The sequence below is a fragment of the Aurantiacibacter atlanticus genome, assembly GCF_001077815.2.
Taxonomy (GTDB): Bacteria; Pseudomonadota; Alphaproteobacteria; order Sphingomonadales; family Sphingomonadaceae; genus Alteraurantiacibacter; species Alteraurantiacibacter atlanticus.
Map to the genome: position 1 here is coordinate 1215847 of NZ_CP011310.1, position 15307 is coordinate 1231153.

At 58.5% G+C, this 15307-nt stretch carries 14 protein-coding genes; 11 read left to right on the plus strand and 3 right to left on the minus strand.

Going from position 1 to position 15307, the window contains the following annotated elements; genetic code table 11:
• Window positions 1–117: 117 nt before the first annotated feature.
• From CP97_RS05880 to CP97_RS05890, 3 genes are read left to right on the plus strand one after another with little or no spacing between them, the layout of a single operon-like run.
• Window positions 118–1173 (plus strand): aspartate carbamoyltransferase catalytic subunit, encoded by a 1056-nt coding sequence (locus tag CP97_RS05880; RefSeq protein WP_048885174.1) that lies wholly within the window; start codon window positions 118–120, stop codon window positions 1171–1173.
• A complete protein-coding gene (locus CP97_RS05885; protein ID WP_048885175.1) occupies window positions 1170–2405 on the plus strand; it encodes a dihydroorotase in 1236 nt (411 codons plus the stop codon). The genes CP97_RS05880 and CP97_RS05885 overlap by 4 nt, the downstream gene beginning before the upstream one ends.
• Window positions 2395–3156 (plus strand): SDR family NAD(P)-dependent oxidoreductase, encoded by a 762-nt coding sequence (locus CP97_RS05890; protein WP_048885176.1) that lies wholly within the window; start codon window positions 2395–2397, stop codon window positions 3154–3156. The genes CP97_RS05885 and CP97_RS05890 overlap by 11 nt, the downstream gene beginning before the upstream one ends.
• A 79-nt stretch (window positions 3157–3235) precedes the next feature.
• On the opposite strand, the gene CP97_RS05895 is transcribed toward CP97_RS05890, so the two are convergent.
• From CP97_RS05895 to CP97_RS05905, 3 genes are read right to left on the minus strand one after another with little or no spacing between them, the layout of a single operon-like run.
• A complete protein-coding gene (locus CP97_RS05895) occupies window positions 3236–4744 on the minus strand; it encodes an SPOR domain-containing protein (RefSeq protein ID WP_161485445.1) in 1509 nt (502 codons plus the stop codon).
• A 13-nt stretch (window positions 4745–4757) separates the two neighbouring features.
• Entirely contained in the window at window positions 4758–5219 is a 462-nt protein-coding gene (locus CP97_RS05900; RefSeq protein ID WP_048885178.1) for a hypothetical protein, read from the minus strand.
• A complete protein-coding gene (locus CP97_RS05905) occupies window positions 5219–5938 on the minus strand; it encodes a ParA family protein (protein WP_048885179.1) in 720 nt (239 codons plus the stop codon). The genes CP97_RS05900 and CP97_RS05905 overlap by 1 nt, the downstream gene beginning before the upstream one ends.
• Before the next feature lie 288 nt (window positions 5939–6226).
• Here CP97_RS05905 and CP97_RS05910 point away from each other — a divergent pair, with 288 nt between their 5' ends.
• The 8 genes from CP97_RS05910 (at window position 6227) to fdhF (ending at window position 15272) form a co-directional block, all read left to right on the plus strand.
• Entirely contained in the window at window positions 6227–7330 is a 1104-nt protein-coding gene (locus CP97_RS05910) for an SPOR domain-containing protein (RefSeq protein WP_063612373.1), read from the plus strand.
• 80 nt (window positions 7331–7410) lie between these two features.
• Entirely contained in the window at window positions 7411–8718 is a 1308-nt protein-coding gene (locus CP97_RS05915; RefSeq protein WP_048885180.1) for a DUF418 domain-containing protein, read from the plus strand.
• Between the two features lie 69 nt (window positions 8719–8787).
• Window positions 8788–8982 carry a (2Fe-2S)-binding protein gene (locus tag CP97_RS05920; protein WP_048885181.1) on the plus strand — a complete coding sequence of 65 codons (195 nt, stop codon included), beginning with the start codon at window positions 8788–8790 and terminating at the stop codon, window positions 8980–8982.
• Window positions 8983–9127: 145 nt separating this feature from the next.
• Window positions 9128–9622, plus strand: a complete 495-nt coding sequence (gene bfr, locus CP97_RS05925; RefSeq protein ID WP_048885182.1) for a bacterioferritin — start codon at window positions 9128–9130, stop codon at window positions 9620–9622.
• Window positions 9623–9771: 149 nt separating this feature from the next.
• The gene (locus CP97_RS05930; RefSeq protein ID WP_227819697.1) at window positions 9772–10386 is read left to right on the plus strand and encodes an NAD(P)H-dependent oxidoreductase subunit E; all 615 of its coding nucleotides are present in this window, start codon (window positions 9772–9774) and stop codon (window positions 10384–10386) included.
• Window positions 10383–11912 (plus strand): NADH-ubiquinone oxidoreductase-F iron-sulfur binding region domain-containing protein, encoded by a 1530-nt coding sequence (locus tag CP97_RS05935; protein ID WP_048885183.1) that lies wholly within the window; start codon window positions 10383–10385, stop codon window positions 11910–11912. The genes CP97_RS05930 and CP97_RS05935 overlap by 4 nt, the downstream gene beginning before the upstream one ends.
• Window positions 11909–12439, plus strand: coding sequence for a molybdenum cofactor guanylyltransferase (gene mobA, locus CP97_RS05940; protein ID WP_048885184.1), 531 nt, complete (start codon window positions 11909–11911; stop codon window positions 12437–12439). Before CP97_RS05935 ends, mobA begins: the two co-directional genes overlap by 4 nt.
• A complete protein-coding gene (gene fdhF, locus CP97_RS05945) occupies window positions 12429–15272 on the plus strand; it encodes a formate dehydrogenase subunit alpha (protein ID WP_048885185.1) in 2844 nt (947 codons plus the stop codon). The genes mobA and fdhF overlap by 11 nt, the downstream gene beginning before the upstream one ends.
• The last annotated feature ends 35 nt before the right edge of the window (window positions 15273–15307 follow it).

Consider the following 15307-nt stretch of genomic DNA (forward strand, 5'->3'; position numbering starts at 1 on the left):
GGCAATACCGCCAGTGTTAAACCGGGCGAAAGGTCGACACCGATCGTCAGACGGCTCCTGCCTTCGTCCTAAAGCCCATTGCCAGCTTCAAAGCGGCAGCTTAAGGGCCATGCTTTAATGACATTGCCGCCGCACAGACCCGCCAGCGCCCGCTTTCCAGCAGGCGCGCTTGCGTTCCCGCACCGTGACCTGATCGGCATCGGTGCCCTTGAACGCCATGAATTGCTATTTCTGTTGGCGGAGGCGGAGGATTACGTCGCTTTCAACCGGCAGGCGACCAAGCATTCGGACAAGCTGGCGGGCCTCACCATCATCAACGCGTTTTTTGAAAACAGCACACGCACGCTGTTGAGCTTTGAAATCGCGGGGAAGCGGCTGGGGGCCGATGTCGTCAATATGCACGCCGCCCAGTCGAGCGTGAAAAAGGGCGAAACGCTGATTGATACAGCCGTCACACTCAACGCCATGCGGGCCGATGCAATCGTCATCCGTCATGGATCGAGCGGGGCGGTGGGATTGATTGCGAATAATGTCGATTGCCCGGTGCTGAATGCAGGCGACGGACAGCATGAACACCCAACGCAGGCCTTGCTGGATGCGCTCGCGCTTCGCCACAAGCTGCGCGAAATGGGGCATGACAATGAGGATTTCACCGGTCTCACGATGACGATATGCGGCGATATTCTGCACAGCCGCGTTGCGCGTTCCAACATCCTTTCGCTGCAGGCGCTTGGCGCAACCGTCAGGCTGTGCGCACCGCCAGCGCTGATGCCTGCCGGAATTGAGCGAATGGAAGTGGAAAGCTACAGCCGCTTTGACGACGCGCTGGCGGGTGCGGATGTGGTGATGATGCTGCGCCTGCAGAAAGAGCGAATGGATGGCCAGTTTATCCCGTCGCCGCGTGAATATCGCTATCTTTACGGACTTACTACGGATCGGCTGGCACTGGCCGCGCCCGATGCAATCGTGATGCATCCCGGCCCGATGAACCGAGGTGTGGAAATAGACAGTGACGTGGCCGATCTTGTCGGACGTTCCATCATCACAGCGCAGGTGGAAATGGGCGTGGCAATACGAATGGCATGCCTTGATGTGCTGACGCGCAAGGCGCGCGGTATCGCTGGGTGGAGCGATACGCAGGAAATGGGCCAGCATGGGGGGCAATGGGTATGAAACAGACCTGCCCTCTCACCATAATCAATGGCCGCGTTGTTGCGCCCGGTGGCATGATCGATGACGCGTCCATCAGGGTCGAGGATGGCCATATCGTTGCTGCCGGTGCCATTGCCCCTACAGATGGCGATGAATTGGTTGATGCGAAGGGCGCATTGATTGCGCCTGGCCTTGTCGATCTTGGCGTATTTGCGATCGACAAGCCCGCCTTTCATTTTGGCGGAATTACCCGTGCTGCGCTGATGCCCGACCAATCTCCTCCGCTCGATCATCCGGCGCGTGTCCGGTTCGCTGCGCAAAGCGGGAAACCCGATTTCTGGGTGCATCCGCTGGCTGCAGCAACGGCCGGTCTGGAAGGCAGTCAGTTGGCAGAAATCGCATTGATGCGCGATGCAGGGGCACGCGCCATTGCGACAGGGCGCAGGTGGATCGGGGATAGCGGCGTCATGCTGCGATTGCTGCAATATGCCGCTATGCTCGATATGGTAGTTGTCACCCATGCGGAGGATGCGGGGCTGGCGGGCAATGCTGCTGCGACCGCCGGAGAAATGGCGACACGGCTTGGTCTCCCAAGCGCGCCCAAAGAAGCCGAGACGCTTGCCCTGGCGCGCGATATTGCACTGGCAGAGGCCGCTAGCGCCCGGCTCCATGTGCGGCAGGTGACGACGCGTTCAGGTCTGGAACTGGTGCGCACGGCCAAGGCGCGTGGCATGGCAATCACGGCAGGAGTGACGCCTGCCCATTTCATGCTGTCCGATCTTGCGCTCGCCAATTTCCGCACCTTCGCCCGCCTTTCGCCTCCCTTGCGCGCCGAAGATGATCGGCAAGCAGTGATTGAGGCTATTGGCGACGGCACGATTGACGTAATATCCAGCGGCCACGACCCGCGCGGGCCGGAGGACAAGAATCTGCCCTTCGCCGATGCCGCGCCCGGCATGGCCGGAGCCGAGACATTGCTCGCCATGACATTGACGCTGGAACGTGATGGCATCATCGACATGCAACGAAGCTTCGACCTGCTCGCCAGAAACCCTGCGCAATTGCTGGGCGTAAACGCGGGTATTCTGGAAGCTGGTGCAGAGGCTGATATTGCGCTGATCGATGCAGAGGCACCATGGATCGTGGATTCCCGCAAGATGGAGGCACAGGCAGGCAATACGCCTTTTGATCGCCAACCTGCCCAGGGACGGGTAACGGGCCTGTTCAAGGGAGGGGCCCGCATTGAGCTTTGACCTGAGCGGCAAGACCGCGCTGGTAACGGGCGCATCTGCTGGCATCGGTGCTGCTTGCGCACGCGCCCTTGCCGCGGCTGGCGCAGGAAAGCTGGTGCTGGTCGATATTGAACGCGCGGGGCTGGAAGCGCTCGACCTGTCTTGCGAATTATCGATCCACGCCGGAGACGTGGCTGACGAGGATTTGTGGGCTGGCGTGGAGCGGGACGGCGACGAAATTCATGCCGCTGTTCTCAATGCGGGCATTTCCGGCGCAGCTGCGACATTGACGAATATGGAGTTTGCCGATTGGCGTCGGGTCATGGCGGTCAATCTGGACGGGGCATTTCTGTCTCTGCGCACCGCCATGCGGCTGGCGGCTGGTGGGGCATCCATGGTACTTACCGCCTCTGCCACGGGATTGAAGGCGGAACAGGGTGTGGCCGCCTATGGGGCTTCGAAGGCTGCCGTGCTGCATCTTGCGCGGATCGTCGCCAAGGAAGGCGCAGCCCGCGCAATCCGCGTGAATGCCATCGCACCGGGCGGAGTCGATACAGCGATTTGGGACGACGTGCCCTTTTTCAAGGATTTACTCGCAAAGCATCAGGGCGACCGGGCAGCTGCGCTAGCGGCAATAGCGCAGGGATCAACGCCGTTGGGGCGCTTTGCCACTGCAGACGAGATCGCGCAGCAAGCCATGTTCCTGCTTTCCGACACGGCGGCTACCATCACTGGTACCGCGCTGGTGAGTGACGGCGGTTATATCCTGTAGACAAATAAAAAACCCCTCCCGCTGAGGGGAGGGGTTTTCGTTTTCCCGTATGCATGGGACGGGGTTCGATTGGTCGGGATCAACGACGTGCGAGACGCACTCCGGTTTCGATGGCACCGGGCAGCGGGCTGTTGGCAGCCCAGCTGATGCAACCTTCACCATTGGAAGAATCGACGAAATTGCACATTGCGCGGCTGCTGGAGCCATCAAAACCGCCAGCTGAAACGCGCCAGTAATTGCGGCCATTCACTACGGCCTGCGTGATGACCTTTTCGCGATCCGCGAGTTCCGGATAGCGGGTAACATAAATGTCCCATGCGCGATTGGCACCCGCTTCGCTGGAGAAACTTCCCAATTGCACAAGGTGGCTGGACATTGCTTCCATACTTCCTGCGGCAATGGCAGTCTCTACAAGAGCCGGACGAGCAATAGCCGGAGTACGTGTCGACACGGCAGAGCGTGCAGCGGTGCGGGCAGGCGCTTCGGTTGCTTCGGTTCCGGCAATTTGCGGCGCGGTTAGCGGTCCTGCGACAGGATCCGGCTGCGGAGCATATCGCGCTGCCGGCGCGCTGAGGAACAGTCCATCATCGCTTGCGATGATTGCGGGCGCTTCCTGAGCCGGATCAGCAGAAGGTGCAAAGGCTTCGGCAAAACCGGTGGCCGCTGTATCGCGTGCCGGTGCATAGCTGGCGGTCGTTACCGGCGCAGGTTCCTGATAGGGTTCTATGGCGCGCGGCGCACCAACCGAAGGCAATTCGCTGCCAGTGGCGGGAACGCTCATGCGTCCTGCATCGAGCGCGGCCAGCTCAGCCGAACTGGTGCCCCGCTGGCTGGACATATCTGCCGCCATACCAGGGACGCTGGACCCATTTGCAAGCGCAAGATGCATTGGCTGTCCATCATCACGGACATTGGCAGGCACGCCGAGCAGATTGGCGATACGCGCCTGATAGGCGTTTGCATTGGAAAGTTGCGACCATTCGGCGATGCGCTGCCCGACTTCATGTGCGGGCACATCCTGCGCCACCATCATGCGGGCTTCGCGCCAGCGACCAGCCACGGCATAGGCATAGGCGAGGTTCTGGCGCGATTTGACCGTATTTTCGCCGCCGCGGATCGAATTGGTGAGAATATGGATGCCGCGTTCAGGCTGTCCGCTCAGGGCCAATGCGAGGCCGAGGTCCGATGCGGCAATCTGGCCCTCCCAATCACTCAGAAGCGATCCTGCTTCAGAATAACGGGCCTGGCCGATCAGCGCCAAGGTCAGGCTGAGAGCGGCGCGTGGGCTGTTATCGCCCAGCGCCATGGCATCTTCAAAGGTGGTCGAGGCGGACGCGAAACGTCCCCCTTCGAGATAGGCATTTCCCAATGCCATGCGGTGTTGCGCTCTGCGGGGATTGGCGGCAACGGCAGTTTCGGCAGCCTGGATGGTGCGATCATGTTCGGTCATTGGCGTGGATTGGCCCGCATTTGCAGACACCGCTGCATGCGGTGATGTTCCGGTAGCACAGCCGCTCAGCATTACGGCCGCCATTGCGGTGGTAACGCCAAGGCCGAGTGTCGAATTGCGCTTTTGCATAGCATACATCGCTTCTGCCCCTTCAGGACTTGGTGGACTTGCGCCGCATTTTTGCGGCGATGGCATCAATTTCGGGAAGTTCGTCTAGAAAGCGGTCAAGCGCTTCGGTCACCAGTTTTTGCGCGCTGCAATCCTGCATCGTGCTGGCAAGGCGCAGCTTGAGATGGCGCTCTGTATCCAGTCGTAGGGTAAATGCCGCACGATTCCCGTTCTTGGCATCTTCGGCAGCCGCCTTGCGTGCGTGGCGTTTGTTGGTGACGGGCAGGGCAACAACGTCGTCATTGCTGTCATGACCGCTCAGATCGTTCCAGCCGAGTGCATCCTGGCTATCGGCCAGCATATCGAAATCATCACCCAGCATTGCCATTCGGTCAGACTGGCCCAATTGCGCGCGCATGGCAGGCTTTGCGGTGCCCTTGCGCGCCAGCAACATCGGGCCGAGCGAGGCGAAGCTCTTGCCTTCGCTGATTGCTGAACTCCCCATTACTGGGCCACCCGGCGGCCGAAACCGCCCTGTGTGCGGCTTGCGCCATTTGCCTGTGCGCCCTTGCTGTTCGGGGCAGCAAAGACAGTGCGACGAAAATTCTTTTCGAGCCGGTCCGCGACATAATGCCACAGCGCGGTCACTTCCTGAGAGCTGCGACCTTCGGGATCGACTTCCATCACCGTGCGGCCATCGATCATCGATGCGGCAAAATCAGTGCGCTGATGAATAGTGATCGGAGCCACGGTGCCATGTTGCGACAGTGCAACCGCGGCCTCTGATGTGATCCGCGCCTTGGGTGTGGCAGCATTCACTACAAAGATCAGCGGCTTGCCTGCACGTTCGCACAAATCGACCGTGGCACCCACGGCGCGCAGATCGTGCGGGCTGGGGCGTGTCGGCACAACAATCAGTTCGGCAACCGAAATCACCGACTGGATAGCCATTGTAATTGCAGGGGGTGTGTCGATGACGGCAAGCTTGAAGCCCTGCTGACGCAGAATCGCAAGATCGTTGGCAAGCCGGGCAACGGTCGTTTGCGCGAAAGCCGGAAATTCAGCCTCACGCTCGTTCCACCAGTCGGCAAGCGAACCTTGCGGGTCAATATCTATAAGGACGACGGGGCCAGCGCCGGCCCGCTGTGCCTGCACAGCCAGGTGACCGGACATAGTGGTCTTGCCCGATCCACCTTTTTGCGATGCCAATGCCAAAACGCGCAAGGCGATTCCCCCTAAAAGTCTCTGAACCCGACCAGTGCGGTCTATGGGTCTTCCGCCAATGGCTTCGCAGGATACCCTTTATTTTGAGTTAATTCGGGGGATCGCAATTTCGGAGCGGCCCCGTGTTTTTCTAACCGTATATATGGTGACAATCCTTTGTTGGCTGGACTGGGCGCGGCGCGGGCTGTCGATGTTCGCCGATAAACCACACCGCATAAACGCTTTGCTAATGCCCCGTTTACTATGGCATTCTGACTAACAGATTATCGTCGATCGAGGATCGCCATTATGTCGAACAGAAAATCCGGCTGGTTTTTGAACGCCACGCTTTTCCTCGCAGCCAGCATCGCCGCACCGCTTTCTGCAGGCATGGGTGCGAGCGAGCACGGTGTAAGAGAAGGCGTGGAAGCGTGGAGCAGGGGTGATTACGTGGCCGCTGTCGCCCAATGGCGCGGGCCAGCAGATGCTGGCGATCCCGATGCACTGTTCAATATGGGCCAGGCCTTCCGGTTGGGGCGCGGCGTGCCGCAGGATTTAGCGCGCGCAGAGGGATATTATGCCCTGGCAGCCCGTGCAGGGCATGTTCGCGCGTCCGATACCTATGGCCTTATGCTGTTCCAGAACGGCAGGCGCGAAGCAGCCCTGCCATTTGTAGAGGCAGCGGCGCGACGCGGCGATCCGCGGGCGCAATATCTTCTGGGCATTGCTCATTTCAATGGCGATCTCGTCACGCGCGACTGGGAACGCGCCTATGCCCTGCTGACGCTGGCTAATGGTGCGGGGCTACCGCAGGCTGTCGATGCGATCGCGGAGATGGACGAACACATACCGATCAGTCAGCGTCAGAACGCCGCGACACTTGCCCGCCAGCTGGAGGCAGAGGCAGAACAGGCGCGGGCGGTGGAACTGGCGGCGGCAGATCTTTCTGTCCAAGATGGCCCCCCGATACCCGCGCACACGCCGCAACCGGTTGCAGAAGCGCCCTCGTCCCCTGCAGTAATTGCCGCGCGCGATGCGGTTTCGCAGGCACGCGATGCCACCGGCACAGGCGACCCGGCCAATGCAGGCGCGAGCTACGCAAATGCTTCGACAGCAGGGGCGATTGAAACCACCACGCGCGCAATTGCTGCGCCTGCGCCAACTCCGGCGGCAGCGCGCGGTGACGGGCCGTGGCGGGTGCAGCTTGGCGCATTCGCCGTGGCAGGCAATGCGGAGCGTTTGTGGGCGCGGCTGTCTGAAAGGCCCGAAATTTCCGGGCGCGAACGGCTATTGCTCCCTACAGGACGTGTCACGCGGCTGCAGGCGGGCGGGTTCAGTTCGCGCGATGAAGCGCGGGTGGCCTGCAACAGCCTGCGCCGTTCAGGGCAGGATTGCCTCGTCACCCGAAACTGACCGCGCAAGATCGTTTCCCAAATCTGCAAGCGCGGCTATGTTCTCCGACAGGGACGGCCAGATCAGGCAGTGGGGTAAGCATGACCGATCAACATATTACGCCCGATGGCGCAACCGCAGAGGCGCATGTGCGGCCCGCGCCTGCGACCAATACGGAACGCATTGCCAGCCTTGATCTGATCCGCGGAATTGCGGTGATGGGCATACTTGCAGCCAACATCGTCGCCTTCGGCCAGCCATTTGGCGCCTATATGTGGCCAGAGGCATGGCTGGGTCCGGTGGGCGATCCGGATAATTGGATGTGGGTGACGCAGTTCGTGCTCATCGACAGCAAGATGCGAGGGCTTTTCACCCTCCTGTTTGGCGCGGGGCTGGCCCTGTTCATGGACAAGGCGTGGGAGCGCGGTGCGGGCAAGGGGTTGCAGATAAGGCGCCTGTTCTGGTTGCTCCTGTTCGGATTGTTCCATTTCTATTTCATATGGCGAGGGGACATTCTTGTTTTATATTCGCTGGTGGGCTTTGTCGCGATTACATTCCTGCGCTGGTCTGCACGCAATTTACTGATCGTGGGACTGCTCGGTTATTTCATGAGTGGAATGGTCTATTTGCTGGTCATCGGATTGCCCTATTTCATCGTTGACACGTCTATGGGCAACACGCCTGAGATGGCTGAGGGCCGCGCAGGACTGGTAGAGGCGCAAGTGGCGGCAACTGCCGATGATGCCGCTGAAACGCAGATCCTGACCAACGGCAGCTATATCGATTTCGTGCAGCACAACCTGACCGAGCACCTGACCGATCCTTTGAACAGTGCCCTGCTCTTCGCTTTCGAAACCTTGCCTCTGATGCTGATTGGCATGGGTCTGTATCGCGTGGGACTGTACAGTGGCGGCTCTTCGCCACGCAAACAGGCAATGTGGGGCTGGGCAGGTATAATAATCGGTTCGATCCTTACGCTTCTATTGGCGCTCTGGATCAGGGATCAGGGGCTGACTTATTGGGGCACGCTCGCGTCCTTTATCGCGTTCTCCTTTTACCCCAAACTTCCGGTCATATTGGGCCTGGCCGCCGTTCTGGCATTGTGGGGCAGGACGGCTGAGGGATGGCTGGCAGAGCGCCTTTCCGCAGCAGGACGCGCGGCCTTTACCAATTATCTTGGTATGTCGGTGTTGATGATGCTGCTCTTCCACCCGTGGGCCGGCGGGCTGTGGGGTAAATTTACCCGACCTGAGCTATATTTCGTCGTGCTGTTTGGATGGGCGGTGATGCTGGCCTGGTCAAAACCATGGCTGGAACGTTTCCGATACGGTCCGCTCGAATGGCTGTGGCGCTGCCTGACCTATGGCCGCCTGTTTCCTCTACGTCGCCAGTCTGCGGGTGATAATTAGTCGCAATTAACTTGCTAATGCAACAGACTCGCATTAACAGGGAGTTAGACGGACGGAGCTTTCTCGTAAATGTACATCTGCATCTGCAATGCAATCCGCGAATGTGAACTGCGCAAGGCCGCGCGGCAGTTTGGCGGAGGCGGTGCCGAAAGCGTGTATGCAAAAATGGGTAAAGCGCCCAATTGCGGGCATTGCCTGGAAGAAGCAGATGAAATTGTCCAGGAAGAGCGTGAAGCACTGTTCGAAGCGTCCAGCGCTGCCTGAAACCCTGCTCTGCTTCTCTTCTGAATTGCAATCGCAATAGCGCGTTTTTGGGTGTTTTCCGGCGTTCTTCTGTTCACCATTCCTTGCATTTTCGCGCCATTGGTGACCTAATGGCAGGCATATTTAAGCAGCTAGGGAAAGTGCCATGAAGGGCGACGAAAAGGTCATCGACTATCTCAACCAGGCGCTGACGAACGAGCTCACCGCGATCAACCAATATTGGCTGCACTACCGTGTGCTGGACAATTGGGGCGTCGACAAGCTGGCCGAATATGAACGCCACGAATCCATTGATGAAATGAAGCATGCGGATTGGCTGGCAGACCGCATTCTGTTCCTTGATGGGCTGCCGAATTTCCAGGCCCTGCATAAATTGAAGGTTGGTGAAACGGTCGAGGAAATCCTCAAGGCTGATCTCATGCTGGAGCAGGAGGCGATACCCCTGCTGAAAGAGGCCGCCACCTATTGTCAGGAGGTGAAGGATTACACATCAGGACAGTTGTTCGAGAATATTCTGGCTTCCGAGGAAGAGCATGTGGACTTCCTCGAAACCCAATTTGATATGATCGCCCGCATGGGCATTCAGAATTATGTCCAGCTCAACAGCAAACCGGCAGGTGAATCCAGCGAAGAGGGGTAAAAGCGCCTCCTTTGCGTGGCTCCCCAATGTCTGAAGTTTGGCATCTTTTGGCGATCGACAGCCGTTGAAACAGAGTATTCTTCCGGCAAGAAAGCCTAAGAACATCTTCTGATCCCCGCGGAAAAATCTCCAGACTTTGCATCAGCCTGATGCTGATTGTGCGTATGATCTCAGCCGGTCCTTACGTGCATTACGCCAAGCCAAATCCAGAAAATTCAATTGACCGCGCCATGCTGAATGCAATTAAAGGCAGCGTTGAGAAAAAACCAATCGAAGTAGAAGCCAGGAAAAGGCACCCATTGCTCGTCAATAATTCTGGCTTCTTGAAGGAAATGGCAGGTCAGCAATTGAAAAGCATCGCGGACATCGTTGCGCTCCATATTAGGAAATTGGGACCGCTATTACCTGTACTGCATGATGTGCAGGCGGAGTTCGGATTTATCGATGCCGCTAAGGAATCCGAAATAGCCCAAGTGCTCAATCTAAGTCGCGCGGAAGTCCATGGCGTAGTTAGTTTCTATCATGATTTCTTGTCCGCGCCGGACCCACGACCTGAAGTGCAGATTTGCAGGGCGGAGGCATGCAAGGCGCGCGGCGTGGAAGGTCTGATGGCCGCGGGTGAAGCTGCCGCTGGGAAGCGGGTGCGTCTGAAGACTGTTTATTGCCTGGGCTTATGCAGCGCGGGCCCTGTAGCAAGGGTTGGCAATCAGCTGCATATCCGCCTTGATGCGGACCGCCTGACACAGGTCATTGAGCAGTCATGAGCATGGTTCGCATATCCGATGATGCACTCGCCAAGGCGGGCGGGGCCGGTGAGATTGCAAGCGAGATTGAACGTCGCGGGTATCAAGTCGATCGAGTTTCGAGTTGGGGGATGCACTGGCTGGAGCCGCTGATAGAAATTGATGGCATTGGCTGGGGGCCGGCAACACCGGAACGCATTGATGAGATTCTTGATGGCAAGGCCCCGGATATCTGCATCGGAAGGATCGAAGATCACCCCTTTCTTGCCCGTCAGCAGAGACTGACCTTTGCTCGCGCAGGTCGCACACGCCCGACCAGCTTCGATGATTATCGCAATCACGGAGGATGGGCGGGACTCCTCAGGGCCCGCAGTTTGACTTCAGATGCCGTGATTGAAGAGGTCTCGCAATCGGGGCTGCGCGGTCGCGGCGGCGCCGGATTCCCGACCGGCATAAAGTGGCGGACGGTGGCCGATGCGTCAGGCAGCGACAAATATATCGTCTGCAATGCCGATGAAGGGGATAGCGGAACCTTCGCCGACCGGATGCTTATGGAAGGCGATCCTTTTGCCCTCATCGAAGGCATGGCGATTGCTGGGCACGCAGTAGGTGCACGGCACGGCTTCATTTATGTCAGAAGCGAATATCCTGACGCGATCAATAAACTCAATCTGGCAATCGCTAATTGCACAGGGTTCATCGCCCCATTCTCTATCGAGGTTCGGGTGGGCGCGGGTGCCTATGTTTGCGGCGAGGAAACGTCGCTACTCAACTCTCTGGAAGGCAAGCGTGGAGAGGTCCGGGCCAAGCCACCGCTGCCAGCGGTAGAGGGGTTGTTTGGCTGCCCGACCGTGGTCAATAATGTACTGACCTTGGCTGCGGTCCCGCACATTCTCGGCGAGGGCGGGGTCAGAGCCTATGATGCGCTGGGAATAGCGCGCTCAAAAGGCACGATGCCGATCCAGCTGGCAGGCAATATCAAACATGGCGGATTGTATGAAACCGCTTTCGGGATCAGCCTGCGAGAACTGATTTACGACATCGGTGGAGGAACCGCTTCGGGCCGACCTGTAAAGGCGGTGCAGGTCGGCGGTCCATTGGGCGCCTATATCCACCCCGATCAGTTCGATATCATATTCGACTATGAGACATATACCGGGGCTGATGCGTTGATCGGCCATGGCGGTATTGTGGTTTTCGACGATACAGCGGACATGGGAGCGATGGCGCGCTTTGCGATGGAATTCTGTGCGGCGGAAAGTTGCGGCAAGTGCACCCCCTGCCGGATTGGCGCAGTGCGCGGCATCGAGATTATTGACAGGATTAGAGCAACCGAAGCTGGAGAGGGAAGGGAGCGGGACAGGTTGGAAATTGCGCCGCAGATGCACAATGCTCGCAAGACCGCGCGCAGCCGCGAGGATGAAGTGCAGCTGCTCGAAGACCTGTGCGAAACACTCAAGTTCGGCTCACTCTGCGCGCTGGGCGGATTTACGCCCTATCCGGTGATGAGCGCGCTGAGGCATTGGCCGGATGATTTCGGTAAATGATACTCGGCGTTGTGCTTGCAGGCGGGCAATCCACTCGCTTCGGTAGCGACAAGGCACTTGCCGAAATTGGCGGGTTCAGCCTGATCCAGCTGGCGGTCGATGCGTTAGCTAGCTGGTGCGATACAGTGCTTGTTGCAGGTCGGCAGTGTGCTCCGGTCGCCACAATTCCTGATTGGCCTCGCGCAGGATGCGGCCCACTGGGCGGGATTGCTGCGGGCCTGAGATATGCGCGTGATGAAGGGTTTGCTTCCATGCTTACCTGCGGCGTCGACAGCGCGGATTTGCCAGATGACCTTGTGAGGCAACTTTCCCCTGCACCTGCGTGTTTTGCCAGTCAGCCGGTAATCGGACACTGGCCGGTTGCAGCCTGCGAAGATGTCGAGCGCATCCTGAACGGCAGGGGCCGCCATTCAATGCGCGCCTTTGCGCATGCGATTGGCGCGCGCGAAGTGATCTCCAGCCACAAACCTGCTAATATCAACACGCAAGCCGACCTCGCGGAAATGGAGAAGCGACATGGGCTATGAGCGTCAACAAGATTTCGGAACGCCCGAATCCCATGCGCCCACTTCTGTCACACTGACGATAGATGGGCGCGATGTTACCGTGCCCGCCGGGACAAGCGTTATGCGTGCAGCGGCGCAGAATGGTGGTGCAATCCCCAGTCTTTGCGCAACTGACAACATCAAAGCTTTCGGATCGTGCCGCTTGTGCCTGGTGGAGATTGATGGTGCGCGTGGCACACCTGCCAGCTGCACTACACCAGTTGCTCAAGGCATGACAGTTCATACCCAGACCCCGCGCCTTCAAAAGCTGCGCCGGGGGGTGATTGAACTCTACATTTCGGATCATCCGCTCGATTGTCTCACTTGCAGCGCGAATAATGATTGCGAGCTGCAGGATCAGGCAGCCGCGGTGGGGTTTCGCGATGTGCGTTACGGCTATGATGGCGCCAACCATCTCGGCAAGGCAACCGATCGCTCCAATCCCTATTTCGATTTCGACCCATCGAAATGTATCGCCTGTTCGCGATGCGTGCGTGCCTGTGACGAAGTACAAGGGACTTTTGCACTGACGATGGATGGACGCGGCTTCGCTTCAGAGATCAGTGCAGGCACGGCGCAGGATGATTTCATGTCAAGCGAGTGCGTCAGTTGCGGTGCCTGTGTGCAGGCCTGCCCGACGGCGACCCTGCAAGAAAAGTCAGTCAGGGAAGTAGGCACGCCCGAACGCAGCGTGGTGACAACTTGCGCATATTGCGGGGTTGGCTGCACTTTCCGCGCCGAAATGCGCGGTGAGCAAATTGTTCGGATGGTGCCGTGGAAGGACGGCAAGGCAAATCGCGGCCATTCCTGCGTGAAGGGTCGCTTCGCCTGGGGGTATGCCAACCATCAGGACCGGATCACGAGCCCGATGGTCCGCGAAAGCACTGACCAGCCGTGGCGCGAAGTAAGCTGGGACGATGCGCTGGAATTTTCTGCCACTCGGATCAAGGCCATCAAGGCCGAGCATGGCGCGCAAGCATTGGGCGGGATAACCTCCAGCCGCTGCACCAATGAAGAAACTTATCTGGTACAAAAGCTCGTTCGCGCAGGCTTTGGTACCAATAATGTCGATACCTGCGCGCGCGTTTGCCATTCCCCTACCGGTTACGGGCTGAAAACTACCTTCGGCACCAGTGCAGGCACACAAGATTTCGACAGCGTCATGGCATCAGATGTCATTCTGGTGATCGGAGCAAATCCGACTGACGGGCATCCCGTCTTCGCCAGCCGCATGAAACAGCGATTAAGACAGGGTGCAAAGCTGATTGTGATCGATCCGCGCCGCATTGATCTAGTCAAGTCCCCGCATGTCGAAGCAGCACATCACTTGCCCTTGCAGCCCGGTACCAATGTCGCCGTGCTGACGGCTATGGCCCATGTCATCGTGACCGAAGGGTTGGCGGACGAAGACTTCATTCGCGCACGATGCGACTGGGACGAATATCAGGACTGGGCGCGATTCGTGTCGGATAGCCGCCATGCACCCGAACGGCTTGAGGCGGTTACCCGTGTGCCCTCTAGTGATCTTCGTGCTGCAGCGCGCCTTTTTGCGACCGGCGGCAATGGTTCAATCTATTACGGTCTCGGCGTCACAGAGCATAGCCAAGGCTCCTCAACCGTCATGGCGATTGCCAATCTGGCGATGGTAACAGGCAATATGGGGCGCCCGGGTGTCGGCGTGAATCCGCTGCGCGGACAGAACAATGTGCAAGGCGCCTGCGACATGGGCAGCTTTCCTCACGAATTGCCCGGTTATCGCCACATCTCCGATAATGAAACCCGCGCATTGTTTGAAACCGATTGGGGCGTAACGCTGGATCCGGATCCAGGCCTGCGGATCAACAATATGCTTGATGCTGCGGTAGATGGTTTCTTCCGGGCGATTTACATACAAGGAGAGGATATTCTTCAGTCGGACCCAAATACGCAACATGTAGCTGCAGGACTTTCAGCGATGGACCTCGTGATTGTCCACGATCTCTTTTTGAATGAAACGGCGAATTACGCCCATGTCTTCCTGCCGGGTTCCACATTCCTGGAAAAGAACGGGACGTTCACCAATGCAGAGCGGCGGATCCAGCCGGTGCGCAAGGTGATGAAGCCGGCAGCAGGTTATGAAGACTGGCAGGTCACGCAATTGCTTGCCAATGCGATTGGCGCAAATTGGAACTACGCCCACCCATCAGAAATCCTCGATGAAATCGCGCGGCTGACGCCCAGCTTTGCCGGGGTGTCGTGGTCCAGGCTGGATGAGGTCGGCTCGCTGCAATGGCCCGTCAACGACCAGTTTCCCGATGGCGCGCCAGTGATGCATGTGGAGGGTTTCGCAGGCGGAAAAGGAAAGTTCGTGGTCACCGATTATGTGCCCACAGATGAAAAGACGGGACCGCGGTTCCCGCTGCTTCTCACCACCGGACGGATTCTTAGCCAATACAATGTCGGGGCGCAGACCCGCCGCACCGCGAACACCGCTTGGCACCCTGAAGACTTGCTTGAAATGCATCCAACCGATGCAGAAAATCGCGGGCTCAGCGATGGTGACTGGACCCGTCTGCAAAGTCGCACGGGTGAAACCACATTGAGGATTAAGGTGACTGACCGCGTTGCCCCGGGCGTTGTATATACGACATTTCATCATCCTGCGACGCAAGCTAATGTGGTGACTACCGAATTTTCCGATTGGGCGACCAATTGCCCCGAATACAAGGTCACAGCGGTACAGGTATTGCCCAGTAATGGGCCAACCGACTGGCAGGAAGCCTATGTCGAACTGTCCGATCGGTCACGCCGGATTGCAAACGAGCCGGCCGAGTGAGTGTGATGGTGTTTAGCGACTTCCCTGACACGACG

What these genes read in the sequence shown, in the direction of transcription:
- bfr (WP_048885182.1), top strand. Translation starts at nt 9,128, where the DNA reads ATGAAGGGCGACGAAAAGGTCATCGACTATCTCAACCAGGCGCTGACG.
- CP97_RS05910 (WP_063612373.1), top strand. Translation starts at nt 6,227, where the DNA reads ATGTCGAACAGAAAATCCGGCTGGTTTTTGAACGCCACGCTTTTCCTC.
- CP97_RS05880 (WP_048885174.1), top strand. Translation starts at nt 118, where the DNA reads ATGACATTGCCGCCGCACAGACCCGCCAGCGCCCGCTTTCCAGCAGGC.
- CP97_RS05935 (WP_048885183.1), top strand. Translation starts at nt 10,383, where the DNA reads ATGAGCATGGTTCGCATATCCGATGATGCACTCGCCAAGGCGGGCGGG.
- CP97_RS05915 (WP_048885180.1), top strand. Translation starts at nt 7,411, where the DNA reads ATGACCGATCAACATATTACGCCCGATGGCGCAACCGCAGAGGCGCAT.
- CP97_RS05900 (WP_048885178.1), bottom strand. Translation starts at nt 5,219, where the DNA reads ATGGGGAGTTCAGCAATCAGCGAAGGCAAGAGCTTCGCCTCGCTCGGC.
- CP97_RS05920 (WP_048885181.1), top strand. Translation starts at nt 8,788, where the DNA reads ATGTACATCTGCATCTGCAATGCAATCCGCGAATGTGAACTGCGCAAG.
- CP97_RS05930 (WP_227819697.1), top strand. Translation starts at nt 9,772, where the DNA reads ATGCTGATTGTGCGTATGATCTCAGCCGGTCCTTACGTGCATTACGCC.
- CP97_RS05885 (WP_048885175.1), top strand. Translation starts at nt 1,170, where the DNA reads ATGAAACAGACCTGCCCTCTCACCATAATCAATGGCCGCGTTGTTGCG.
- mobA (WP_048885184.1), top strand. Translation starts at nt 11,909, where the DNA reads ATGATACTCGGCGTTGTGCTTGCAGGCGGGCAATCCACTCGCTTCGGT.
- fdhF (WP_048885185.1), top strand. Translation starts at nt 12,429, where the DNA reads ATGGGCTATGAGCGTCAACAAGATTTCGGAACGCCCGAATCCCATGCG.
- CP97_RS05895 (WP_161485445.1), bottom strand. Translation starts at nt 4,744, where the DNA reads ATGTATGCTATGCAAAAGCGCAATTCGACACTCGGCCTTGGCGTTACC.